This window comes from Bacteroidales bacterium (genome assembly GCA_035342335.1).
Lineage (GTDB): Bacteria > Bacteroidota > Bacteroidia > Bacteroidales > JAGONC01 > JAGONC01.
The window spans coordinates 12,265-37,999 of record DAOQWY010000018.1; the positions used below are offsets into that span (position 1 = coordinate 12,265).

21 protein-coding genes are annotated in these 25,735 nt (G+C 49.1%); 6 read left to right on the plus strand and 15 right to left on the minus strand.

Features of this window, described 5'->3' with window-relative positions; translation table 11 throughout:
- Positions 1 to 8 precede the first annotated feature (8 nt).
- Together PKI34_09595 and PKI34_09600 are read right to left on the minus strand one after the other, a co-directional pair.
- Positions 9 to 1,664 carry a glycosyltransferase family 39 protein gene (locus PKI34_09595; protein HNS18059.1) on the minus strand — a complete coding sequence of 552 codons (1,656 nt, stop codon included), beginning with the start codon at positions 1,662 to 1,664 and terminating at the stop codon, positions 9 to 11.
- Complete coding sequence (locus tag PKI34_09600; GenBank protein HNS18060.1) at positions 1,648 to 2,667, minus strand: NAD-dependent epimerase/dehydratase family protein; 1,020 nt, start codon at positions 2,665 to 2,667, stop codon at positions 1,648 to 1,650. The genes PKI34_09595 and PKI34_09600 overlap by 17 nt, the downstream gene beginning before the upstream one ends.
- 195 nt (positions 2,668 to 2,862) lie before the next feature.
- On the opposite strand from PKI34_09600, the gene PKI34_09605 reads away from it, so the two are divergent.
- On the plus strand, positions 2,863 to 3,807 hold the full coding sequence (locus tag PKI34_09605; protein ID HNS18061.1) for a glycosyltransferase family 2 protein: 945 nt from the start codon (positions 2,863 to 2,865) through the stop codon (positions 3,805 to 3,807).
- Positions 3,743 to 4,669 carry a lysylphosphatidylglycerol synthase transmembrane domain-containing protein gene (locus PKI34_09610; GenBank protein HNS18062.1) on the plus strand — a complete coding sequence of 309 codons (927 nt, stop codon included), beginning with the start codon at positions 3,743 to 3,745 and terminating at the stop codon, positions 4,667 to 4,669. Before PKI34_09605 ends, PKI34_09610 begins: the two co-directional genes overlap by 65 nt.
- Here PKI34_09610 and PKI34_09615 read toward each other — a convergent pair.
- Genes PKI34_09615 through crtI (PKI34_09635) form a run of 5 tightly spaced genes read right to left on the minus strand, consistent with a single transcriptional unit; the run spans position 4,657 to position 8,740 of the window.
- Positions 4,657 to 4,872 carry a hypothetical protein gene (locus PKI34_09615; GenBank protein HNS18063.1) on the minus strand — a complete coding sequence of 72 codons (216 nt, stop codon included), beginning with the start codon at positions 4,870 to 4,872 and terminating at the stop codon, positions 4,657 to 4,659. The genes PKI34_09610 and PKI34_09615 overlap by 13 nt on opposite strands.
- Positions 4,873 to 4,887: 15 nt before the next feature.
- A complete protein-coding gene (locus tag PKI34_09620) occupies positions 4,888 to 5,982 on the minus strand; it encodes a glycosyltransferase (GenBank protein HNS18064.1) in 1,095 nt (364 codons plus the stop codon).
- The gene (locus tag PKI34_09625; GenBank protein HNS18065.1) at positions 5,979 to 6,602 is read right to left on the minus strand and encodes a lysophospholipid acyltransferase family protein; all 624 of its coding nucleotides are present in this window, start codon (positions 6,600 to 6,602) and stop codon (positions 5,979 to 5,981) included. The genes PKI34_09620 and PKI34_09625 overlap by 4 nt, the downstream gene beginning before the upstream one ends.
- Positions 6,603 to 6,611: 9 nt before the next feature.
- On the minus strand, positions 6,612 to 7,253 hold the full coding sequence (locus tag PKI34_09630) for a carotenoid biosynthesis protein (protein ID HNS18066.1): 642 nt from the start codon (positions 7,251 to 7,253) through the stop codon (positions 6,612 to 6,614).
- A gap of 5 nt (positions 7,254 to 7,258) precedes the next feature.
- Complete coding sequence (gene crtI / locus PKI34_09635) at positions 7,259 to 8,740, minus strand: phytoene desaturase family protein (protein ID HNS18067.1); 1,482 nt, start codon at positions 8,738 to 8,740, stop codon at positions 7,259 to 7,261.
- Between the two features lie 75 nt (positions 8,741 to 8,815).
- On the opposite strand from crtI (PKI34_09635), the gene crtI (PKI34_09640) reads away from it, so the two are divergent.
- On the plus strand, positions 8,816 to 10,294 hold the full coding sequence (gene crtI / locus PKI34_09640; protein ID HNS18068.1) for a phytoene desaturase family protein: 1,479 nt from the start codon (positions 8,816 to 8,818) through the stop codon (positions 10,292 to 10,294).
- Positions 10,278 to 11,111, plus strand: coding sequence for a phytoene/squalene synthase family protein (locus PKI34_09645; protein HNS18069.1), 834 nt, complete (start codon positions 10,278 to 10,280; stop codon positions 11,109 to 11,111). Before crtI (PKI34_09640) ends, PKI34_09645 begins: the two co-directional genes overlap by 17 nt.
- Before the next feature lie 44 nt (positions 11,112 to 11,155).
- Here PKI34_09645 and PKI34_09650 read toward each other — a convergent pair whose 3' ends face one another.
- From PKI34_09650 to PKI34_09665, 4 genes are all read right to left on the minus strand, one after another.
- The gene (locus PKI34_09650; GenBank protein HNS18070.1) at positions 11,156 to 12,121 is read right to left on the minus strand and encodes an AEC family transporter; all 966 of its coding nucleotides are present in this window, start codon (positions 12,119 to 12,121) and stop codon (positions 11,156 to 11,158) included.
- A 14-nt stretch (positions 12,122 to 12,135) separates the two neighbouring features.
- Positions 12,136 to 13,704 carry a hypothetical protein gene (locus PKI34_09655; protein HNS18071.1) on the minus strand — a complete coding sequence of 523 codons (1,569 nt, stop codon included), beginning with the start codon at positions 13,702 to 13,704 and terminating at the stop codon, positions 12,136 to 12,138.
- On the minus strand, positions 13,701 to 15,026 hold the full coding sequence (locus PKI34_09660) for a T9SS type A sorting domain-containing protein (protein HNS18072.1): 1,326 nt from the start codon (positions 15,024 to 15,026) through the stop codon (positions 13,701 to 13,703). The genes PKI34_09655 and PKI34_09660 overlap by 4 nt, the downstream gene beginning before the upstream one ends.
- A gap of 250 nt (positions 15,027 to 15,276) precedes the next feature.
- The gene (locus PKI34_09665; protein HNS18073.1) at positions 15,277 to 15,669 is read right to left on the minus strand and encodes a DUF3127 domain-containing protein; all 393 of its coding nucleotides are present in this window, start codon (positions 15,667 to 15,669) and stop codon (positions 15,277 to 15,279) included.
- 180 nt (positions 15,670 to 15,849) lie between these two features.
- On the opposite strand from PKI34_09665, the gene PKI34_09670 reads away from it, so the two are divergent.
- Positions 15,850 to 16,140, plus strand: coding sequence for a hypothetical protein (locus PKI34_09670; protein ID HNS18074.1), 291 nt, complete (start codon positions 15,850 to 15,852; stop codon positions 16,138 to 16,140).
- 91 nt (positions 16,141 to 16,231) lie between these two features.
- Here PKI34_09670 and PKI34_09675 read toward each other — a convergent pair whose 3' ends face one another.
- The 3 genes from PKI34_09675 to PKI34_09685 are packed head-to-tail and all read right to left on the minus strand — an operon-like array spanning position 16,232 to position 21,706.
- Positions 16,232 to 17,590: a TolC family protein gene (locus PKI34_09675; protein HNS18075.1), complete on the minus strand. Its 1,359-nt coding sequence runs from the start codon at positions 17,588 to 17,590 to the stop codon at positions 16,232 to 16,234.
- Positions 17,590 to 20,649: an efflux RND transporter permease subunit gene (locus PKI34_09680; protein ID HNS18076.1), complete on the minus strand. Its 3,060-nt coding sequence runs from the start codon at positions 20,647 to 20,649 to the stop codon at positions 17,590 to 17,592. Before PKI34_09680 ends, PKI34_09675 begins: the two co-directional genes overlap by 1 nt.
- A 1-nt stretch (position 20,650) precedes the next feature.
- The gene (locus PKI34_09685; protein ID HNS18077.1) at positions 20,651 to 21,706 is read right to left on the minus strand and encodes an efflux RND transporter periplasmic adaptor subunit; all 1,056 of its coding nucleotides are present in this window, start codon (positions 21,704 to 21,706) and stop codon (positions 20,651 to 20,653) included.
- A 218-nt stretch (positions 21,707 to 21,924) separates the two neighbouring features.
- On the opposite strand from PKI34_09685, the gene PKI34_09690 reads away from it, so the two are divergent.
- Positions 21,925 to 24,060, plus strand: coding sequence for a M3 family metallopeptidase (locus PKI34_09690; GenBank protein ID HNS18078.1), 2,136 nt, complete (start codon positions 21,925 to 21,927; stop codon positions 24,058 to 24,060).
- Here PKI34_09690 and PKI34_09695 read toward each other — a convergent pair.
- Positions 24,057 to 25,697, minus strand: coding sequence for a glycosyltransferase family 39 protein (locus tag PKI34_09695; protein ID HNS18079.1), 1,641 nt, complete (start codon positions 25,695 to 25,697; stop codon positions 24,057 to 24,059). The two genes, PKI34_09690 and PKI34_09695, sit on opposite strands and share 4 nt — an antisense overlap.
- Positions 25,698 to 25,735: the final 38 nt, after the last annotated feature.

A 25,735-nucleotide genomic window follows, 5' to 3' on the forward strand; every position in this document is an offset into this window, starting at 1 on the left:
AAAGCCCTTTACCGATCCTTTTTTTCCCTGAAAGCCACCAGATAGAGCAAGCCCTGGTGATCCGGGGGAGCAATTTGACGGAGGGTGTCAACCGCATACCCTTCAAGGTCTTCTTCCCTGGCGATGTAGAAGGCTTCCGGATCAATTTCCGATGAGAATCTCAGCTGCTCTTGACGTTCAGCGCTGATGTAGAACATGAATGCATACTCTGTCCGGCGTTTGCCATAATACGGATCCGGCGTTTTGCCAGGATTCCACCAGATGTACAAAGGCGTCCCCCTGGTTTCACGTCCCAGCTGCCTGGCGATCTCCCTGCTTCTGACTTCTTTGGCTTCATAATACCTGGAAGGAAGGACGATCAGGTCGAAGCCGATCCGGAGGACCAGCAGTGCGATGACAACCAGGAACAGCCTCTCTGAAGCCTGCTTCCAGTAACTGAACGTGATCACTGCCAGGGTCATCAGCAGGCTGATACTGATCAAGACGATCATGGGAAGCTGTTTTGCCGGGTCAATGAACATTGGAATGACCATACCCAGCGTAAGAACGATTAATACGGCGCCCAAAACATATTCAATCCATAAACATAATTTATTATTTTGCTCTTTAAGATCAACGTACAGATAAAGCAGGAGGGTGAAGAAAGGAGGGATCAGCATCAGTATGTACCTGGGATGCACTTCGGGGGATGTCCAGTATACGATGATGTTAAAAAGTATAAGCAGGGCGTTGTACCACAAAAACCGGTGGTGGCGTATTTTCCTGAAGCTGCCTTTTACAAACAGCACGAAAGATAAGATGGTCCAGGGAAGGAAATGATAGAACATTTCGAGCGGAAAAGTAAAAAGATGCGTGAGTGTACGTTCCCAGCCGAACCGGATCACGGTTCTGCGCGTTGTTTCCCCCAACAGAGAAGAGAATAAAGATCCGGGGTCAAGCGCGTTCCTTTTAAAATAAGCCAGGTAATACAGGCCTACGATCAGGATCAGCAGTCCGATCCCTGCAAAGTGCCTCCAGTTGAACAAGATCCGGAATTTCTTTTCGGAAATAAAAAGCACCAGCAGTGAGATTGCCAGAAAAACAAGACTGGGCAATCCTTTCATCAAATAGGAGATTGCCGCGATCCCGTAAGCAGTGAGGAACAGGGTCAGGTATTTCTCCCGTTTCATATAATGATAGCTCAGCATGAAAAACAGATACATCAGCCACGAGAACGTGATGTCGATCAATCCGTGCTCCGATTCATAGAACAATACCCTTCCGTTGGTCAGGAACATCAGGGCAACCAGGGTTCCCATACGGGGTCCCAGTTCTTTCCGGACAAAATGATAAATGGTGAAGGCATAACACAGGAGAAAAATGATGACCGGCAACCGCATGACGAATTCATTCTTGTGCCCGGAAATCTGAAAAAACAAGACGATGATCCAGTTGTAGAGTGGTGGTTTTTTAAGATAAAGTTCCCCTCCGAGGGTGGGTGTGAGATAATTTCCCGTCTGCGTCATTTCAAGGGAGACCAGCGACCGGATGGCTTCGTCCGGTATGAAGGGCATCAATCCAAGATAGGTCAGAAACGCCGGCAGGGCAAGAACCAGTGCCAGAACAAAATAAAAGTAGGGCGACTGCTGTTTTTGTCCGAGCATCCGGTCATTTATTTTTGGCATGGTAGCTCAAATACCATTCAGTGAACCTGCGAATGCCCTGTTCAATTGTCGTCAATGGCTTGAATCCCGAATATTCCTCCAGGCGCCCCGTGTCAGCGTAGGTCGACAAAACATCACCCTGCTGCATGGGAAGCAGGCGTTTTATGGCTTTTTTTCCCAATGAGTTCTCAATCACTTCAATAAAGGTCAGCAGATTCACAGGCTGGGAATGACCTATGTTAAAGAGTTGATACGGAGGGGAGCCACTGGGGGGTTTTTGTAAAACAGCGTGGACCCCTTGTATGATATCATCCACATACGTGAAATCCCTTTCCAGGTTCCCTTCGTTATAAACATCGATCGGCTGATTTTCAAAGATTGCCTTTACAAATTTGTAATAAGCCATATCCGGCCTGCCCCAGGGACCATAGACTGTGAAGAAGCGCAGTCCGGTGGTGGGTATTCCGAAAAGATGGCTATAGGTATAGGCCATCAGTTCATCCGACCGTTTTGTGGCGGCGTAAAGGCTTACAGGGGTATCCACGCGGTCGTCCTCGTGGTAGGGTTGTTTTTTATTCCCGCCATAAACGCTCGAGCTGCTGGCATAAACGAAATGTTCAACGTGCGTGCTTCTGCAGCCTTCCAGAATATGGACAAATCCGAGGATGTTACTTTCAATGTAGGCATAGGGCTGGGTCAGGCTTGCACGGGCGCCCGGCTGTGCTGCCAGGTGAACCACCCGCGGAAAGGATTCCTTTTTAAAAAGAGATTCAACACGTTCACGTTCAGTTAGGTCAAGTTTAAGGAATCCAATGCCCGGATGGATTCGCGAGGGGATCTCTTCATAGTCACGGATGGATGCCGGGGAAAATCCAAGCTCTTTCAGCCTTGCGAGCTTCAGCGACGGATCATAATAGTCGTTGATATTGTCGATCCCAAGAATGCTGTAACCTTCAGCAGCCAGGCGCCTGGCCAGGTGAAATCCGATGAATCCGGCGATCCCTGTCAAAAGGACTCTTGGCATGTCACAAAATTTCTGTTCGTGCGTCAAAGATAGGGTAATTATTCAAAATACCCGGCCTGAACTGGTGCAATGAAAATCCCCTGTCAAATATCGCATCAGAATTACGGTAATCTTGTTACTTTTGTTCTTCCTCCGTGCGCTCATAGGTAAACACGGCGGTGCAGAGAGAGCAGGAAGGCACATAAAGCATCAGGAATGAGCAAGATTTCCGTTGTCGTTACGGTTTTCAACGAAGAAGAGAACATCAAGCCCCTGGTCGGCCGGATCACATCCGCGCTGAAGGATATGGATTACGAGATCATCTATGTGGACGACGGTTCAACAGACCGGACGGTTGAAACGATCAGATCCATTCCGGATCCTCATCTGAACCTGATCGTCTTTAAGAAGAATTACGGCCAAAGCTCAGCGCTCGCCGCCGGCATTGATTATGCTACCGGAGATTTCATCGTTACCATGGACGGAGACCTGCAAAATGATCCGGCGGATATCCCCGGCATGATCAGGATAGCTGAGGGAGGCGACTTTGACATGGTTACCGGGGTCAGGGTCAACCGCAGGGATGACTTTTTTGTACGTAAGATCCCTTCCTTCATCGCGAACAGGATCATCATGAAGGCAACGGGTGTAAAGATCAGGGATAACGGATGCGCACTGAAGGTTTTCCGGAGTGACCTGGCAAAGAGCCTGGGACTTTACGGCGAGATGCACAGGTTCATCGCCGTGCTGGCAGCCCTGGAAGGTGCCCGGATTACGCAGGTGGACGTCAGCCATCATCCCAGGATCCACGGAAAATCAAAGTATGGTCTGTCGCGGACCTTGAAAGTGGTCAGCGACCTGCTGCTGCTGACCTTCAACAAGAATTACCTGCAGCGCCCCATGCACTTTTTCGGGAAATGGGGATTCCTTATCCTCTTGGCAGGGATCATCATCAACATTTACATGCTGATCCTGAAGCTCCAGGGACAGGATATCTGGGGAAAACCGCTGCTTCTGCTGGGCATCCTTCTGGTAATAGCCGGCTTTCAGCTGATCACCACCGGCATCATTGCCGAACTTCAGATGAGAACCTATTATGAATCGCAAAACAAGAAACCGTACCGGATCAGAGGCATTTTCAGGGGTGGGCAGCAACTATAGGAAATATGCAACGACTGCTCTGAAATTCGTTATCACTGCGGCAGCCCTCTATTTTGTCTTCAGCAAGATCAATTTTTCAGAAGTTTTTGCGCTTTACAGGAAAGCGAACGTCTGGTTTCTGGTTGCAGCCCTGCTTTTATTTGCCGGTTCCAAGGTTCTTTCCTCCATCCGGTTGAACATTCTCTTCCGCCGCATCGACATTCCCCTCGCCTCCCTTACCAACATGAAGCTTTATCTGATCGGGATGTTCTACAACCTGTTTCTCCCGGGAGGAATTGGCGGGGATGGCTACAAGATCTACCTTTTGAACAAAAATTACGATGTAAGGGCCAAAAAGATCCTGGGAGCCGTTTTCATGGACAGGGTGGCGGGCATTGTCATGCTTTGGGTGGTGGCTCTCTGTTTTCTTTATTTTGTCACCCCTCCCCTGCCCTACCGTTCGTGGGTCTTTGCCGCAATACCCCTGTTGCTCGCAGGTCTTTACCTGGGGATGAGGTGGCTGTTCAGGGATTATGTCTCAGCATACGTACCGCTCACCCTTTACTCCATCGGGGTGCAGCTCCTGCAGGTCCTGTGCGCTTCATGCATTCTGGCTGCGTTTCATCATTCGGGACCTGATTTTCCGTACCTGTTCCTTTTCCTTATTTCCAGCATTGTGGCCATCATTCCCATCACCGTTGGGGGGGCCGGTGCCAGGGAGATCACATTCCTGTACGGGGCCCAGTTCCTGAGCGTGGACACCCACCTGTCGGTGGCTCTAAGCCTGATGTTCTATTTCATCACGGTGATCGTATCGTTCTGCGGAATCTACTTTGTCGTCAGGCCGATCACCTTTGAAAAGAAAGACAGTCAGGCTTTTTGATCAGCGTTACCATGCTCGAAGTCCATGGGTTCAGATGTGATTTCCGGTCTTTGCCATACGGGAGCTTTATCTGTCAAATCCTGGCTCAGGCAGTAACCGATGTAACCATACTCGGCCCGTAAAAGGTCAAAATGCAGCTTCGTATCCACCGATTGGGCAGCCTGCGCTTCCATTCGGAGCATTACACTCTCCCAGCCCGCCATCCGGCCTATGATCTCTCATTCCTCTATTTTACGGTCCTTCCAGTACCAAACGCCACTCCATCTATTTTTTACCGCCAGAAATCCAATCCATAAAAAAACGACTTTCTGAACGGGTAACAACACAAGATTTTTAAACACCGGCTGCCTGCTGACCAGTGAAACAATCACGGAAAGAAACAGGTTCAGCCCCAGATACGCAATGAACCATTCCGGTGGGAGACCAAAGAAAACAAAAATAAATCCACATACCGTTAAAAGTGCAAAAAGGAGCATGGTCAGGATATGACCTCCGAAGTATTCGAGCACATTCCGCGAAAAACCCTGGACGGCCTCCCGAAAGTCGCTGTACATCCTGCACCTGATCTGGCCATTGCTCAGGAGGGTATGTACCCTGTACCGCATTTTTTTCATAAGCTTCATGATCAAAATATCTTCGACCATTTTCTGTCTGACGGCATGATGGAACCAGTGCTTCCGGTAGACTTCTGCGTCGAACAGCATGAACTGCCCATTGGCTGCGGCAAAAGAAGGTCTGTGGCTGTTTTTGATCATCGAAAGCGGTAAAAGGCTCACCAGAATATAATTCATGATGGGCACTGTGATCCTCTCACCCCAGGAGACCATCGTCTGCTGTGGAAACAGGCTGAACAGTTTGAGCCGTTTTTGTAAAAGGTGCGCCAGTGCGTTGCTGATCAGGTTTTTCCCGATTTCCACATCTGCATCCAGGAACAGCAGGTACTCACCCCTGGCCTTTGTTGCCAGCTGATGGCAGGCATGGTTCTTCCCAAGCCATCCGGCTGGTTTACGAATCCCCTTGATTAACGAAAAACGCGGGTCCTGATCTGTATACTGCCTGACGATCCCTGCAGTGGAATCAACCGACTCATCATCGTAAACGATCACTTCGAAGGATGGATAATCCTGATGGCGGATGCTTTCCAGAAGGTATCGGATGTTCTTTTCTTCGTTGCGTGCGGGAATGAGAATGGAAACCAATGGCGTGACGCCAGGAGAAGCACTTCTTAACCACTGGCGCTGCAACAGGTTCGCAAGCGCCACACAGAACCTGATGGCCAGAAATACCCAGGAGATAACCGCTAGAATGGTCATTGGCATCCCCTCTGAAGGTTTTCACTGCCGAGATAGAATGCATTGTAGGCTGCCTCCAGGTCGTCGGCTGTCATTCCAGCAAAATAGGAAACCTCCTTTAAATAAATGTGCAGCATGGGTTTGCGGTATTCATAATAATCGGTCAGAGCGACATAAAAGATCATCTGGAATCCGCTCTCAGCAGCTTTTTCAAGGATCACGACAAATCCCTTTTCAAACTGCACCGGCCGGTGATGGATCGACTGAAATTTACCCTGCGGATACAGCACAAGCAAATTGTCCTTAGTTTGCAAGAGATCAGCGGCATACGACAAGGATTCAACCATCGACCGTTTTCCTTTATCGATCGAAAAAGCACCCGCCTTATTGAGAAACATTCTGTCTCGTAACTGCTCCTCCAGCATCATGACATGGTAGATCCTCCTGAAAAGCCTATCGTTCAGGTAATAGGCAATGAATCCATCCCACCAGCTGAAATGATTGCCGATCAGTAAAACAGGCAAGCCACGATCCTTAAATGCTCCGTGAACGACAACTTTTGAGAAATGCCTTTTTATCATGAGATGAGTGAAGATCCGGAAAAACCAGACATAGAACGGGATATGCCGCGACGTTATCATGCAGGTAAGTTATTCCATTAACAGGTTCAGGAGGATGAAAAAAGCCAGAAGGATCAACCAGAGCGGAACGGACATCCTGTTTCGGAATTTCATTTTCGTCAAAAAGGCTAAAATAAAAAACAGCAGGGAAGTAACAAACCATGCCAGGTAATTCCGCACAGGGATGACTCCCCCCTCCCACGTCCACATTTCCAATTTAACAGCGGCCGGTTCGAGGAACAGGTCAAAGACAACCATCAGGACTGAAGCAAGGAGGATGCGCAGCCAGGGATTCCTGCTGATCCGGCTCGACAGGTCCCAGGTCGTGTAGACCAAAAAAAACCAGTTCACGCCAATGAGCAGAGGCGTTTGCCCTATTCCGGGTCCCAAGATCTTTCCATAAACATAGGTCCCAAAAACATTACCGGTGGCCACGCCCACAGCTTCAATCAGAAATCCCGCCACCAGAACGAACAGCCCAAAAAGAATCGTCTTACGATCCCATCCGGCATGAAATGCCAGTAAGATGAGAAGGTTCAGGAGCAGACTGTAGGGAGTGAACCTGATAAACAGGTCATGCTGGGAGGGTGTCACCAACCCGGCAATGCCCACTCCGTAATACAGAATCAAGAAAAAGACAAAATATGCTGGTTTCAGTGACTTTGCGGCCATGATTCTTAATATGTTTTGCTTTTAGAGATCATCCCGGCAACGATCTCTGCAGATGCCAGACAAAGTGGAATTCCTCCGCCCGGATGCACGCTTCCGCCCGCAAAATACAGTCCCCTGATCTGTTTCCTTTTGTTCGGATGCCTGTAAAAAGCCGCAAACGGATCATTGGAGCTGATCCCGTAGATGGATCCAAAGGCTGACGCCGTTTTGCCTTCAATGGTCCTTGGATCGGCAATCTGCTCAGCTTCGATCAGTGGCTCCACATCCCGGTTCAGCATCTTTCTGATTTTCTGAAGAACCGCAGTACGTATTTGTTGCAGGTGTGCGTCCCAGTCCTGCCCGTAATTCGCCGGAGCATTGACCATTACGAACCAGTTTTCGCACCCCGGAGGAGCATCATCCTGAACTTTTTTGGAACTTATGAAAATATATACCGTCGGATCCCCGTACACGGTCTTTTTATTGAAAATATGTTCAAACTCCTCTTTATAATCTCCAGAGAACAGGATGTTGTGCAAATCCAGTCCGGGAAAGGATCCCCTGATTCCCCAGTAAAAGATGACCGCCGAAGAGGACCGCTCTGATTCCCAAAGCCGTTCAGGAGCCATTTTCCTGGGCAATAATTTGGAATACAGCGTATGAACATCGATTGCACTGACAACCACATCATAGCCGACTTCCTGATCAGAACAGACAATGCCTTTCACCTTTTTACCATCCAATACGATGGATTGCACCGGTGCATTGAAAAAGAATCTGACGCCCACCCTGTCGGCAAGTGACTTGAGCGCAATGCCGATCTGAAACATGCCCTTCTCCGGAAAATAGGCTCCCAGATTATGTTCCAGGTGAGCGATCACATTCAGTGTTGCAGGGGCTGTATAGGGGTTTGAACCATTATAGGTCGCATAACGGTCAAACAATTGAATGATCCGATCCTCCTGAAACCTTTTTAGATTCGATTGGTGCATGGAAGTGAAGGGTTCCATTTTCCTGCCTTTGCTCAGAAATTTGAAAATATTCTGTGACAGAATGACGTTGAGATCAGGGAATGCGTTGAAAATGAAAACCTGGTTGGTCAGGTCATAAAGATCGCGGGAATGGTTCAGAAAACGGGTGATGTTATGCTTCGGTTCACCGGTGTTCAGTTCAACTTCCTGCGCAAAGCGCACGGGATCATTATAGGCAGTGATGACTGTACCGTCCTGCCAAAAATAACGGCACGTAGTTTCCAGTTTTTGACAAGTGAAATAGCGTTCTGCTGGTTCTTCACAGAATGAGAAAAGGTTTTCGAGCAGATGAGGTAAGGTGAACAGGGAAGGACCTGTATCAAACCGATAATCGCCCAACCGTAACTCGGAAAGCTTTCCCCCCGGCTTGTCATTTTTCTCATAGAGGTCGACCACGTTCCCCATCCTTGCACACCGGATGGCGGAAGCCAGGCCGGAAATTCCGGCACCAATGATCGCTATGCGCTTGTCCTTCACTAAAATTTATCTTTTTTGTTCTGTTCCAGTAAACAAATTTAATGATATGTTTGTTACTCCATCTTAAAAAATCAAATGAAAACGGTCCTGATTGTTGGTACGGGTCTCGGAGGATTATGCGCAGCGCTGCGTTTGGCCAAACAGGGATACAGGGTGGTGATGGTCGAGAAGTTCCAACAGGCAGGTGGCAGGTTGAACCAGCTTCGTAAGGAGGGCTTCACCTTTGACCTGGCACCGACGTTCTTCAGTATGACCTATGAATTCAGGGAGTTGATGGAGACCTGTAAAATGATAACGCCCTTTGAGTTTGTGGAACTGGACCCATTGTATACCGTCAATTTTGCTGGCAGTACAAGGCGTTTTCAGATTTATAAGGATATCGGCCGACTGGCAGGAGAGTTTGATGGGATCGAGCCTGATTTTGCCAGGAAGATGAGGAGCTTCTTGCAGTCGTCGGGAAAACTTTTCCACGATGTCGAAGACCGGATCATTCGCAGAAACTTTGATAGTAAGCTTGATTACATCATGCAGATGTCAAAAGTTCCCTGGGGCCATGGTCCGAAAATGCTGCGTACGGTCTGGTCGGAACTTGATCGGTACTTTGACTCACGCGAGGTAAAAGAGATCTTTTCACTGGTAGCCTTTTTTCTTGGCGCTACCCCCTTTGACACGCCGGCTGTCTATACGATCCTCAGCTACACGGAACTGGTGCACGATGGCTACCACAGTGTCAGGGGCGGAATGTATAAAATTGTGGAGAGCCTGCTCAATGAGCTGGAAAAGGAGGGCGTAGGCATTCATTACAATACGGAAATAACGGATTACATTGAAGAGAAAGGCAGGCTATGCGCTTTTACGGATCAGAAAGGCAATCGCTATTCGGCGGATCATTATGTTATAAATGCTGAAGCACCCTGGTTCAGAGGCAAAATATTCAAAAGGCCGGAATACAGTCCCCGGCGCCTTGACCTGATGAAATGGACACTGGCCCCTTTCACCATCTACCTGGGCGTGAAAGGCAAGATCGGTACGTTGGATCACCATAACTACTTTCTTGGGAACAACTTTAAGGAGTACGCCGGCAAGGTTTTCAAAAACGAAATCAGCCTGAAAAAGCCCTACTACTATGTCAATGTGAATTCCAAATTCAATCCCGGGTCGGCACCGCAGGGATGCGAAAATATCTTTATCCTTTGTCCTGTACCCGATCTGCGGTACAAACCTGACTGGTCTGACCGTGAAGAGCTGGCCGGCAACATCATCCATGATCTCTCTGAACGAATTGGATATGATCTTTCATCGAACATCATCACGCAGACCATCTATGATCCGGTTCAATGGGAGAAAATGTTCAACCTGTACCGGGGAAGCGGACTGGGACTTGCTCACAACCTGGGCCAGATGGGGGCCTTCCGTCCTGCGAATCAAGATGAGAAATACGACAATGTCTTTTATGTGGGTGCGTCGACAATCCCTGGTACGGGCCTGCCTATGGTCGTCATCAGTTCCCGCCTGGTAACCGAAAGAATCCTCCGGCATGACAGAGGTTTATAATCAGAATGCACTTGCTTGCAGCAAACTGACCACCAGGAATTTCAGCACTTCCTTCTCCGTCAGTGTGCGTCTGCTTCACCCTAAATTCCGGATGGCCATCTATGCCGTTTATGGATTTGTGCGCTTTGCCGATGAGATCGTAGACTCGTTTTTTCAACAGGATCAGGAATACCTGCTCGACAAGTTCAGGAATGATGCCTATGAAGCCATTGAAAGAGGATTCAGCACAAATCCCATCTTGCATAGTTTTCAGTGGGTGGTCAATGAATACGGGATTGACAGGGAGCTGATCGACAGCTTCCTGCAAAGCATGGAGATGGATCTTCACAGGCGCGGCCACGACCGGGGTAGCTTTCACAGGTACCTCTACGGATCAGCGGAAGCCGTCGGACTGATGTGCCTGAAGATCCTGACCTGCGAGTACGGGACCTATGATGATCTGAAACACCCTGCCCGTAAATTGGGAGAAGCCTTTCAGAAGGTCAATTTCCTGCGCGACATCCGGGAGGATTACCTCGACCGGGGAAGGACCTATTTCCCCGACCTCGACATGGAACGGTTCGACGATAAAATAAAGAAAGAACTGGAGGACGAAATCCAAAAGGACTTTGATGAAGCGCTGAACGGGATTAAAAAATTAAGAACGGATTCCCGTTTTGGTGTCTATGTCTCCTATTATTATTATACACGCCTTTTCAGTAAGATCAAAAAGACGAAGGCTGAGAACCTGGTCAGACAAAGGTACAGGATATCCAATGTTTCAAAATTCTTCCTAACGGTCTTCGCGTGGCTCAGGCACCTGATCCGGCATTATTAAGCCTTATCTGACTTTTCAGGAAGCCTGTTAAAGCTTTGATGAATTCAGAAGCTTTTTTCAACCAGTCCGAGGAGGCAGATCACTACCGGCAGGGTGATAACGCTCAGCAGGGTGGATACCACAAAATATTCCATGGCCCTGGTGTCGTCGCCACCGTAACGCTTTGCCATGATCACCAGTAACGTCATGCAGGGCATGGCTGATTGAAGAATCACCACTGAAAAAGCCAGAAAACTGATAGGGGAGGATAAAAGGCTGATCAGCCAGCCAGCAAGGAACATCAAAAGGATGGGTATGAGCAGCAATTTGTTCATTGCGAGCACCAGGGCGTCAACGCGGCGGATGACATGGAGAAAATTGGATTGGGCGAGCTGTATCCCTATGTACAACATGGCAAGATAGATCGTCGTTGAGCCAAGGCCACCCAATGAGTCCATCAGAAAACGCGGCAGTTTGATGTTTAAAAGGAGCAGCACCAGTGCGGCGATCAGGGAGACCGTATTGGGATTGATCAGGTTCCTGAACTGGGCCAGTCCCCTGGAACCATTGCCGGGCGCCAGCTTGATTACACCATGCGTCCACTGTACCGAATTGGAAACCAGCTGGTAAAGCGCACCGTACAGCAGGGCTTCCCCACCGGGAAAAAGTGCATCGATGAGCGGAAATCCCAGAAAGACGATATTGCCCATATACGTATGAAGCTGATGGATGACCGCCTGTGCTGGCTGAAGCTTCAGGATGCGCGCTGAAAATTTTCCCGCTGCCATCTGGATCAGGATGACCAGGTAAGCAAACAAAATGACGAAAAGCCCGTTGCGGAGTATCCCTGGATGCAGGGTCAGGGAAGAAATCTTCGTAAGGATCAGCAGCGGGGTGGTGACATTGAATACCAGTTTTTCAAGGAAGTTCCTTGCCTGATCATTGACAATCTTCAACCTGAAGATCCCTGCCCCAATTAACGTGATGATGACAAGAATGCCTATCTGGTATAAAATGATCTGAAGCGACATCTTGGCCTGTCAGTCTATCGGATGTAGATCATTTTCCGGTTCATCATCACGCTGTTGCTGACCAGTGAGAAATAATAGATCCCAGGCGTAAGACCGGTGGTGGCAGGGTCAAAATGCTCAATGTATTTCCCCGGTGAATAGGATTCGTCATCAACCAGGGTGGCCACCAGTTTCCCCATTGAATCGAAAACACGCAGTGCGATCCGGGAAGGCTGAAACAGTTTGAAGGAGATCCAGGTAGTGCCTTCATACGGATTTGGATAGTTCTGATCCAGTGCGAAAGGCATTGTTTCAGGTTCCGCCGTCCCTACCCAGTCCGGATCAACCATGGCAGTCCACACGCTGAGGTTCCCCTCGTGCAGTCGTGTCCAGATAGGTCTTACAACACCGTTGTGCGCTGAAATGTTCGTATAATCGCCAAAAAATATGGAAGATGAAGGCATAAAAGGAGATTCACTGACCTTGAAATTCAGGAAGGTTTCTCCCCCGTCTTCCGACAGGGCCATATACACATCGGTCAGGTTGCTGGTGTAGTTCCTCCGGTCATAGAAAACAAAATAAAGGACCCCGGTTGTCTGGTCGATGGTCATCCAGGTAAAGAATTGCTGCCTGCCGGGGGGATCATCGTTCACCCGTGAAGGCTCAGACCAGGTATTTCCACCGTCGGTTGACCTGGACAGCCAAACATCGGTGTCGTCCACTCCGTTGCGTTGATCGGACCAGTTGACATAAATGGTTCCGTGATAAGGTCCGCCACTGATGTCGCAAGCCGTTACGGGCATTCCGTTGCATCTGGAAATGCCCGGAATATCGTATGCCCATCCGCCTGGGTGTTCTGCGATGAAGATATCCTCTTCAAGCCATGTCTCCCCTTCATCCAGCGACCGGTCGAAGACAATTCCGGCCGGTCCTGACCAGGCAACATAGATCTCCCCGTTGGGCCCGATGGCTGGAACAGCACCTTCAACCGTAAGATCATCGTCCACGCAGTTACCTGCGATGTTGGACAATCTTTTGGGTTCGGACCAGGTCATTCCCTGATCGGTTGACTTTGAGAAACGGATGATGCTACTGTCACCAAAGTAGGAGCTTCCATAATCATCGAACTGTGTCCAGGTAACGTAGATGTTATTGTTGGTCCTGTCGACGACTGCCCATTCCTTATCCTGGACTTTCCCATCAATCAGACCGATGCCGGTCCCGTCGTTCCAGGATTGCGCGTTGTCGGTTGAGCGCTGACAAACGATCCGGTCGATCCATTCACCTGCGGGTGGATTGGAAAGGTGAAAGAAGTACAGATAACCCGACGTGTCGGTAACAACGCAGGGATCCCCCCATACGCCAAGTGATCCGGAATGAAGGGTGGATTGATCCCAGGAATACCCGCCATCATTCGAAAAATAAACATTATCGATGTTGGCCCCTGCCACGATCCGGTTTGTATTCCCGGGATCAATGAAAATGGTCGGCTCTTCAGGGTACGCTGCTGAACTGATCAGAATGTTCTGATGCTGTCCCACAGATTTCACAGACGTGAGGACGGCAATGGCAATGAAAAAACAGTGTCGCAACTGCCTGATCATTTCTTAAGGAACTTCTTGGTCAGCAGCTGATCATTTGTTCTGACCTGCAAAACATACATTCCGTCTGGCAAGGAACTCACCTGGATGCTTACCGGTTTTGATGCGCTCAGGTCAAACAGTTCTGCAAAAACGATCTGACCGGTCAGATTCATTATTTCAACATAACATGCAGAAGATCCATCATCCAATAGTTGCAGCGTGATTTCACTGGTCACAGGATTGGGATAGACGATGACATTTGCTTCGGTCAATAATTCATTCTGCCCGGTCGTGTAGAAGAAGTCACTGTAAACAAATCTTGCCCAGTTAACATAGTCAGAGATGCCCGGGTCATAATCCTGAATGATCTCCTCAGTCAAATTATCACCTGTAAACGTATAGAGGTACTTTTCGCCGGAGGACTGGAACCAGGCTCCGTCGATCCAATCCTCATACTTGAATAGCTTTGGGTAGTCATTCTCCATGGTCATGGTCTCACGATAGGAGTTAACCCAGGTTCCATCATAGATCTCACGCGTCATCACCCAGCCGCCCGTCAGGTCATATACGGCCGTTTCCCTTAGGTTTGGATCCCAGGAGCTGCCGCTCCAGAGCTCTTCGACAAAGTATTCCGTAGAACCGTAACCTATTTCGGGAAAATACTCATACCAGTTGATGTTGATATAACGGGAAGAATCCACCCATCCTCCATTGTAATCCTGGTAGAGGATCTGGGTCGGATAGCCATTCCCGTCAAGGGTATAGATATCTTTTTCATCCCATTGCCAGCCATTTTTAAAGTCATAGCCTTTGGTCGTTATGGAAGACACCCAGTTCTGTGGAGTGTATGTATAGGTCATCTGGGATCCGAACAAAATCATCCACGAGGCACCCGTCCACATGGAAATGGTTATTTCGCTTGCGTTTCCGTTCGCGTCATAGGAAATGGAGTATTTCATTTCAGCTTCCCAGGAACCTGTTTCGTTGGTTTCGCCCAGCATTTGCGTAATCCGGCCTGTTCCGTCATAGGTATAGGTGTACCGGTAAGTAGGTTCGTTGGTGTTAATGTCATATTCCGTCTCAACGTGGACATTACCGTTGGGGAAATAGGAAGTTTCGGTATGCGATTCTAACATCCAGGAGTTGTCCCAGTAATAACCAAGAGTATTCTGCGGGAGGCCTGCAGCCAGAAGATCTTCAGGATTCAGGTGTTTGACAAGCCTGTCGAACTGAGGACCGCTGAATGCGTCCTTGTGGAATCCAAGGGGATTTTGGGCACTGACAGTAAACGTAAGAACGAAACTGATGCCCATCATTAAGATAAAGGTAAACAACTTTTTCATAGTCTTGGTTTTTTAGGTTTAACATAGAAATTCCAGTCAATTATCTTCTTAATCCTTCTGCCTGGTGTCTTCACTTGTCACTTTTTTTACCGTCGGCATGCTTCCGGTTTTCAGCATAAACATCACCGTTTCAATGTCCAGGGCAGAAAACATGTATTCAATACGAGTAATGGCAGAACATAAAATTTCATGGTTCTAAGAATAAAAAAGGGTGAAAGAGAAACAAATCTCCGTCATTAATGTTCACTTGTCAGAAGGGAAGGTCGTCTTCTGGTTCCGCACGGGAGCCTTCCCTGTCTGGTTGGCCTTCATTGATCTCATCCGGATCATCAGCGATCCGGTCGGGTAGTTCACCTTCCTCTCCAGCCGTTGCGGGAGGTTTTTCGAACTGCATGGTCACCGCCCGAAGATCCGTATACCACCGGCCGTTGAATTCCCGGCTTTCCACCGTAACATCCACCTTCACCGATTTATATAAAAGATCCTGGCTTAGCGCCACACGGTCATTCCAATTTGAGATACAAATCTTTTTGGGGTAACTTTCCTCTGTTTCGATAATGAATTCCTGTTTCTTCCACGGTCCGTTTCTTCCTTCGCCATGGATTTCAGGTAAAATGGATATGAGTTTTCCGCTGAGTTGCATAAAATTCTGTTTACAGATTCCAAAGATACACACAAACCTAAAAATTTTTGATATGTTTTTAACTTTTAACGAATAATTAAGAATATTTTGCTTACCTTTATATGTTCGTTTCCTTACTCAAAATCCCTCTCCTCGTTGTGATGATACTTTCGTTCATATTAACAGTTTAACAATTCAACAATGAAGAACCTCCCTATCCCCTCTTTCTGGATCTTGTTTCTCTGCCTGTTTCTGATCCTGACTTCCTGTGCACCGGGGAATGAAAAATTTGATGCTGCGGCCGCCGATTTCTGGGCAGGGCTGTGGCATGGTTTCATTTCACTGTTCACCTTTATCATCAGCCTGTTCAATGAAAAGGTGACCATCTACGAGATCAACAACGTCGGGAAATTATACAATCTTGGATTCATACTGGGTGCGATGATATTCTACAGTGGAGGTACAAAATCAAGCTGCATGCGGAAAAAATAAATCTCCTGTGAGAGTCCCTGTCCGCTCAGACCGCAGGAAAGCTGTGTTTTCAGGGATGGCAGCAATGGATGGAGGGAAGAATTCAATCGTTTTAGCGGGGAAGGAGTGCACCGCTGAGGCGAAGAAGTTCGGTTTCCTGGACTTTCACACGGAACAAGGCCCTGATCATCCTGCCCTGTGCTTCAAGCAGATTTTCCTGTATCTCTCTTAGCTCGATGGATGAAAGCGTTCCAATCCTGTAGCTCTCTGCCGCAATGTCCATATTCTTTTCAGCCAGGGCCAGGTTGTGCTTTTCCAGATCGATCACCCTGAGCTCACTCTCGTATTGGTTATAGTGCTGACCCACCCTGGACAGCAGGGCCAGTTGAAGCTCCTGCTCACTGAGCTCTGCATTTTCGATGCTGATGCGGGCATTTTGAACCTCACGGTTGCGGTTCATTCCGTCAAACAGCATAAATTGGAGCGATAGACCCACAAAGGGCCCAAGCTGGCGATTATATTCGATGAAAGAGGCTTCTGTTTCGTTCTCCAAAAAATTATAACCTGAATGAAGTGCCAGGACCGGGTACCGGATACCCTCCAGGTTTTTGAGCTCCAGCTGGTCCAGTTCTGTATTCAATCTTACTCTTTGCAGCTCGGTATTCGACAACAAACATTCTTCTCTTAAATCATTGATATCCAAATGATCCTGTAAAAGGATCGTATCCTCCACCTGGAACGTGAGTGAGATATCCCGCGACAGGATTTCATTCAGTGCGATGCGGGCATTGTTTATCAGGGTTTGCTGCTGAATCAGTGCCAGTTCGTCGGCATTCAGATCCACCTGCGCCCTGAGGTATTCAAGTTCGGAGGTAGCTCCGATACGGCTTCTGGTTTCAGCGATCCGCAATCTCTCGGTGGACAGCTCAACCTGATCACCAAGCACCTTCTCCATCATCTGGTGCCGGATGATATCGTGATAGAGAACAACGATGCCTGCCAATGTCTTCTCCATCTCCAGCCGGATCCCAAGTTCACCCATTTCCCGCAATGTTTTCAAGCGGCTGCGGTTGACAAACATGTTCATTCCGTCAAAAAGTGTCCAGTCCAGGAAAATGCCTGCGTCTATCCAGTCCGTGCTCGCTGCGTTCTCACTCAGTTCGGTGCCTGAAACGACCTTGACATCGGCCTTCTTGACGCTGGTTTCATAACCACCGGCAATGCTGATCTCAGGTAAAAAACCAGCATTTCCAAGCGTATGGTTGTTCACCGCAATGGAGGCTTCGTTACGGATGATCCGAATTCCAAAATTATTCTCCAGACCGGTTTTTATGGCATCATCCAGGCTCAGGAAGGTCTGTCCGATGCTGCAGTGGATGCCGATAAAAACGCACAGGACCGTCTTGGCGATCCCTGAAAGATGCATACGGTTCATCCGGGACTGTACGCCTTTGCAATGGAGTGGACTCATTATGAACGGATTTTGATTTTATCTCTGGATAAATACGTATACAGTGCCGGAACGATGTAAAGGGAGAAGAAAGTGGCAAAAAGCATCCCTCCCACCACGGCAATCCCCATCGATCTCCGGCTGCCCGACGAAGCACCGATCGACAGGGCGATGGGCAAAATGCCCAGGATCGTTGCAGAAGCGGTCATCAGGATGGGCCGGAGCCTGGTGGCAGCCGCATGACGTACCGCCTCGAATTTGTCGCTGCCCTTCAATTTTCGCTGGTTGGCAAATTCGACGATCAAAATGCCATTTTTGGTAACCAGGCCGATCAGCATGATGATCCCGATCTGGCTGAAGATGTTGAGGGTCTGGTCGAAAAACCAGAGTGACAGCAATGCTCCGAACAAAGCAAGCGGTACGGTCATCAGGATGACCAGCGGATCGAGCCAGCTGTTGAACTGTGCGGCCAGAATAAGGTAAATGAGAACAAGTGCCAGCATAAAGATATACTGTAAACTGGCTGAACTTTCCGCATAATCGCGTGCCTGCCCTGCCAGGGCCGTCCGGAAATTGGCTGGCAACACGTTTTGAGCGATACGCTCCATTTCATGGATGCCATCGCCAAGCGTCATACCCGGGGCAGTACCCGCAGAGATGGTAGCAGAAATATACCGGTCGTAAGTGAAGATGGTGGAGGGATTGATTCCTTCCTCCCAGCTGATCAGATTTTCCAGAGGAATCAGTTCGCCCTTGTCATTCCTGACGTATAACAATTTAAGATCATCAGGGGCATCGCGATGTTCACGCATCACCTGACCGATCACCTGGTACTGTTTCCCGTTCATGTAAAAGTAGTCGAACCGTTGCCCGCTGAGGGCAAACTGCAGTGTCGTGGCAATTTCCCTTACGGTAACGCCCATCATTGCAGCACGGTCACGGTCAATGGTCAGGCGCAGTTCGGGCTTGTTGATCTTCAGATTGGCATCAACGAAACGCAGGATAGGGCTTTTGCGTGCCTCCTCCAGGAAAAGAGGCAGCACGCGCTTGAGTGAATCAAAGCTGGACGACTGGATCACAAACTGCAGGGCCTGGCCTGCAAACCGGCTGCCGATGGTCGGGGGTTCAAAAGGAAATGCGCTGATGCCTGTTATGTTCTGAAGGTCGCGGGAGACTTTCCGGAAAATATCCGACTGCGTCCGGTCCCTCTCTTTCGGATCACACAGGTAGATAAGCACCTGGCCTTTGTTGGGTGCATCAATAGTGCTGAGGCTCGGGGCGATGATAGAAAAATTACGAATGGCTTCGGGTATCGAATCAGCCACATACTGGCTCAGCTCATCCATGTACTTTTCCATGTATTCAAAGGATGAACCTTCCGGTCCCAGAGTGGTGATCCGTACATTCGACCTGTCCTCAAGAGGCGCCAGTTCAGAATGCAGTCCCCTGCCGAGAAGAATGATCAGAACGGCAACAACGGCAAAAATGGGCCAGACCACCCAGCGGTACTTGATGAACGCGGCCAGGGAGTACCGGTAACGCCGGTTCAGGTTCAGGAAGAAAGGTTCCGTCAGCTTAAAAAACCAGTTCAGGTTGAGATGTCTCTGCTGGATTAAAATGCGCGATCCCATCATGGGAGAAAGCGTAAGAGCCACAAAACCGGATATCATCACCGAGCCCGCCACCACAATGGCAAATTCCCTGAACAGCTTCCCGGTCAGACCCTGAAGGAACATGATCGGAATGAAAACCACCGCCAGGGTCAGCGTGGTGGAAATGATGGCAAAGTAGATCTCCTGGATGCCCTTATGAGCGGCTTCCATGGCAGTAAAGCCTGAATCGACCTTGGTATGGATGATCTCCAGCACAATGATGGCATCGTCGCAAACCAGCCCAATGGCAAGGATCAGCCCCACCAGGGTAAGGACGTTGATGGTGATGCCAGTGAGGTACATGATGAAGAAAGTGGCTACGATCGAAATGGGGATGGCTATCACGGGAATAACAGCGGAACGCCAGTCACGCAGGAAGAAATAAATGATCAGTACCACCAGGAAGAACGCAAGGAGCATGGTTTCTTTCACTTCCTTGATGGCGTTACGTTCAAACACCGTGAAGTCAAACCCCAGCTTCATCTCAACGTCGGGTGGCAAAACCTCCCTGACCTCATCCATTCGCTCATAGAACTCATCGGCGATATCAATCGTATTGGCGCCCGGCTGGGGAATGACCCCGATGGCCACACCGGGGAAAAGGTCGTTCTTGCAGATCGTGCGCTCGTTTTCCGCTCCAAGCTCAGCATGGCCAAGATCGCTGAAACGCAGAATGGATCCGTCGTTTTCTATTATGGTGAGATTGTTGAATTCTTCCGGAGTCGTCAGCAGTCCCAGGGTGCGCACACTGAGTTCGCTGTTGTACCCTTCAATCCGTCCGCTCGGAAGTTCAACATTTTCACGGATGACGGCCTGCTGAACATCCAGCGGGGTGAGATGATGTGCCGCCAGCTTGTCAGGGTCAAGCCACAATCGCATGCAGTATTTCTTCTCACCGAAGATCTTGATCCCCCCGATCTCTGGGATCGTCTGGAGCCGGTCTTTGATGACCCGGTCAACAAGATCATAGACTTGCAGAAGGTCGCGGGATTCACTTTTCACTGTCAGGAAAATGATCGGGTTGGCGTTGATATCCAGCTTTTCCACAATGGGGGGATCGATGTCCTTGGGCAGAAAACGGATTGTTTTCGCAACCTTGTCCCTGACGTCATTGGCTGCCCGCTCCAGATCCTCTCCGATGTTGAATTCAATGGTGATCAGGCTGGATTGCTCGGTCGACTGTGAGGAGATCACGCGAACGCCTTCTATCCCGCTGATGGCTTCTTCAAGGGGATCCGTGATCTGGGTCTGAATGATGTCGGCATTGGCACCGACATAGATCGTGGTAACATTAACAATGGGGGGCTCCACGTCCGGGTATTCCCGGTCACCCAGCAGGAAGAAGCTCACCGTACCGAAAATGACCAGGATGATCGCAAATACGATGGATAAAATAGGCCGGTTGATGCTAACGGAGGATAGGCTCATATCAGTAGCTATTTACAATCTGTACCTTCATTCCCGGCCTCAAACGCATCAGGTTGGTCATTACGACCGTATCACCGGATGACAGGCCTTCCAGGACCTGAACGCTTTCTTTGGTCCTGATCCCTGCCTTCACGGGTATTGTCTTCACAAGACCCTGACTGATGGCATAGACCTGATAACCTTTCAGTACAGGGATAAGGCACTGGCTTGGAATGAACATGCCGGGAGTGGCTTCCCGGAAATCCAGGAACACTTTTGCAGACAGGCCCGGAATAAGCTTGCCTTCTTTATTATCCGCCACTGCCCTGATCTTCAGATTGCGGGTGGAAGCATCCACGGAGGGTTCCATCGCATCGATGACGGCCGAATACAGCACCGGGCTGCCCGAAATGGTGAATGTCACTGACTGCCTCGTGCTGATACTGCCGGCATAGCGCTCCGGCACAGTGAAATCAAGTTTGATCTTACTGACATCCTCCAGGGTGGTCAGGATATCCGAAGGTTTGACATAGGCCCCTTCGCTTACATTACGCAGTCCGATCCTTCCGGCAAACGGAGCCCGTATTTCCGTTTTATCAATGTCCACCTGGATGCGGGCTATTTCTGCCTGTAAGGTCATCAGCTTATTCAGGGTCTCATCATAGATCTGCTGACTGATCCCTCCTTTCTCAAGCAGGACGCGATCCCGGCTTTCATTCTGAACCGCCAGACCCTCCTGGATCCGCAGCTTGTTCATTTCAGCTTTCAGTGTGGCATCATCCAGTTTGAACAGCAGGGAACCTTTGGGTACAAATGTGCCCTCCCGAAAATGAATGGCCACAAGACGCTGGCTCACTTCACTCTGGATCTGTACATGTTCGTTTGCCAGTAAACTTCCCACCGAATTTACCTGGTAAGTCACCATCGTATCACGGGCTATGTAAACATCGGCACCAAGGGTTTGGGCCGCAGCCACAGGAGCAGTGGATTGACTTTTTTGTCTGTTGCGGACGATTTTAAAGGCCGCAAAGGCGATCAGAGCTGCGGCAAGGACATAGAGTATGATCGATCGTTTCATCCTGAGAGAGTTGGAGTTTTTGCGGAATCTTCGAAAAGTATGAAAAAAGAATCAAAAAAAATAAGAAATGAAATTTTATTTTACGATGGATGAGCTGAAGTCAAGCTCTGGTATCTCATTAATGACTCATGATCCACCCTCCTGGGTGGGATCAACGGAAAGAAATTGCTAGTACAAATCAATATTTTAAAGATATTTGCACAACAAATGATACACCTATGTACAAATACAAGTTTATCCGCATCAAAACGTTCCTCCTGGCGGGGTTCATTGCCATCCTGCTGATCTCCTGCCGTGAAAAAACAACGAAAATGCAAGAACCCCCCAATCCATTTTTCACTGAGTATGACACCCCTTTTCAGGTACCTCCTTTTGATCAGATAAAGAATGAACATTTCATGCCTGCGTTCCTGGAAGGAATGAAGCAACAAAAGGATGAGGTGGATGCCATCATCAAAAACCTGGAAGCCCCGACATTTAAAAATACACTTGAGGCGCTGGAATACAGTGGTTCATTGCTCCGTAAGGTCAGCGACGTATTCTACAACCTTACATCTTCCAATACCAGTGAGGAATTGCAGGAGATAGCAAAACAGATCGCTCCGCTCCGGGCGAAGCACACCGACGATATCAACCTGAACCCGCAGCTGTTCAGCCGGATAAAGGCAGTCTATGACCAACGGGACAGCCTTGGCCTGACAGCTGAACAGTACAAGCTGCTGGAAAACAGGTACAGGGATTTCGTCAGGGGCGGTGCCAACCTGAAGGCGGAAGACCAGGAACGATTCCGCAGGATCAATGAAGAGCTATCCACCCTGACGCTGCAATTCGGGGATAACCTGCTGAATGAGACCAATCGTTACAGGCTGGTCATTGAAGACCGGAAAGATCTTGCCGGCCTCCCCCCCTCGGTGATCCAGGCAGCAGCGGATGAAGCTCAGGCCAAAGGTCTGCAGGGCAAATGGGTATTCACCCTCGACAATCCAAGCCGCCTGCCCTTCCTTTCATACGCAGATGACCGGGAACTCCGGAAGGAACTCTTCCTGGCATATAGTAACAAGGGAAATAACGGCGACAGCACCGATAACAAGGTCATCGTTTCCAAAATAGTGGCCCTGCGCATTGAACGTGCACAAATACTCGGCTATCCCTCCCACGCGCACTTTATTCTGGAAAAAAACATGGCGAAAGAGCCCGCGAAAGTCTATGAGCTGCTCGACAAACTCTGGCTGGCTGCCCTTCCCGTTGCCAAAAAAGAAGCAGAGGAACTTCAGCAGATGATCCAAAAAGAAAAAGGTGATTTTGACCTGCAACCGTGGGATTGGTGGTACTACGCCGAAAAGGTCAAAAAAGCCAGGTACAACTTCGACGAAGAAGTTCTGAGGCCTTACTTCAGGCTGGATGATGTCGTCAGCGGTGTCTTCATGGTTGCCAATAAGCTCTACGGATTGCAGTTCACTGAAAGGCCTGACCTGCCGACGTACCACACGGATGCCAGAGCCTTCGAGGTGACCGAAGCCAACGGTGATCATGTCGGGGTCCTGTACATGGATTTCTTTCCGCGTGAAAGCAAGCGATCCGGGGCCTGGATGAACAATTACCGGGACCAGTACCGGATCAACGGTAAAAATGTCTCTCCTGTCATCACTGTCGTTACCAACTTCTCCAAACCGACCGCCGATCAGCCTTCCCTGCTCAGCTTCGACGATATGAGCACCCTGTTCCACGAGTTCGGACACGCACTCCACGGATTGTTGTCCGACTGCACCTATCCCAGCATTTCAGGGACGTCTACACCGCGTGATTTCGTCGAGCTTCCATCCCAGATCATGGAAAACTGGGCTGCGGAACCTGAAGTACTGAACCTTTTTGCAAAACACTACCTGACAGGCGAAAAAATCCCGGAAGGACTGATGAGAAACCTGAAGAAAAGTCAGCATTTCAACCAGGGATTTACGACGGTGGAGTACCTTGCTGCCTCCTATCTTGATATGGACTGGCACTCTTTGACAACCAACCCCCAGGCCGACGTACTGAGGTTTGAGGACAACTCCATGAAACAAATCGGGCTCATACCCGAAATTATCAGCCGCTACCGCAGTACTTACTTCCAGCATATCTTCAGCGGCGGTTATTCTGCCGGTTATTACAGCTATACCTGGGCCCAGGTGCTCGACTCTGACGCCTTTGAGGCGTTTAAGCAAACCGCGCTGTTTGATCCGGCCACCGCTCTGGCTTTTCGGCAAAACATCCTGGAAAAAGGAGGGACAGAAGATCCAATGGTGCTTTACAAACGGTTCAGGGGTACTGAGCCATCCATTGAGCCCCTGCTAAAAAAGAAAGGGATGCTCTAAGGCAGGATCCTGACCAGAAGTATATCTGCTTTGACTCTTTGATCGGCATATCTGTAAAGCTCTTCACAGGCCGCATCCTTAAAAAAAGCCTCCCTGCCAAGGCAGTAGGTCCCGGGCTGCGGGCGGTCCGTAAATTTCAGCACCCGCCTGTTCTGACGTTCCAGGTAATAACTGAGCTGGTAAGGGATATATTCAGGATAAATGATGCGGAGTGCAGCGAGACGATGTCGTCCGATCCAAAGCTGCGGCTCCACGACCTGGGACTCACCCGCAAAATGGATCTCTTCAGGTCCGGTCAGGGAAATAATGTCATCGGCCACCTTTTCGTAATAGACAAAAGCGTCATTCATTTGATAGGCAGGTAAGTAGAACCAGTTGATCCCGATCCGCAGCAACACAAGGATAAAAATAACAAGATAGATCCTCTTATCCTTCCACCACAGGTAATATCCGTAAACACACACCGCTGCACTCAGGGCAAGAAGTGTGCATTTTAACCAGCACAGAGGCAGGATTCTGGTTTGAGGAAGAAAAAGGGGAATCAAAAAAATAAAGGGACACAGAATGATCGGCACCCCGAAGATCCTCTCTGTCCAGCGTGCCATCACCGGCATGACCTCCCGGGAGTGTACATAAAAATAGGCGATCATGATCATAAAGAACGGAACGAACATATAGACATAACGGTTCCGGAGTTCCCCGGTCAACCAGTAAACGGGAATGTTAAAAACCAGAAAGACAGCAACGAACTTCAGGAATTCATTGGAAAGGATGATCCTTCGAAACCCTTTCCTGAACATGAACACAGCCAGCACCGACCAGGGCAGCAGTAATTTGATCAGGTCCACCGGAAATTTGAAGACGCTTACGACGAAATCACTTGGCTTGCTTTCAAGACCCGTGCGCTGGGATGCTTCCTTGACAAGGTTGATGAGATAACTTTGATAATCAGCTTCATGGGAATACGCAACGTAATAAAGGCCAACAGGGACAAGCAGGAACAGAATGCCAGCCAGATGCTGCCAGGTAACGAGCCATTTCCATTTTCGGTAAAAGACGGCCATACCTAAAAGAGTCAGCGCCTGAAACGCAACGGAGGGAAGACCCTTTGTCAGAAATCCAATCCCGGCAAGGGTGTACGAAAGGACAAACATCAACAGAAGTCTGTCTTTCAAAAAGAACCAGAACATCGTAATGATCTGCAAATAGATGATCAGGCTGTAAAACAGATCGATTTCACCCGAAAACAAAGTCGCATAAAAATAAACATCCACAGCGGTCAGGGTGAAAAGAGAAGAAAGCAGGGCAACATCTTTTCCCATAAACCGGCGGACAAAAAAGTAATTGACGACCGCCAGGGTGATCCATGCCAGAAGTGCGGGCAACCGAACGGCCCATTCTTCATAACTGCCGGTGAACGAAAAAACAGACGCCAGCAACCAGTTGAACAGCGGGGGCTTGTTGAAATAATCCATCCCATTCAGTTTCGGTACCAGGTAATCCCCCGTAAGGTGCATCTCAAGGGCAACAACTGCACGCCTCGGCTCCTCACCCAGCAATTCGACCACATCCTGCCAGAAAAACAGGCTGATGAACAATAAAAGGCAAAGCAGTCCGAAGGCAATGGAATTTCGCATAATATTGCAAAGACTTTCAGCAAAAGTATAAAAACTAC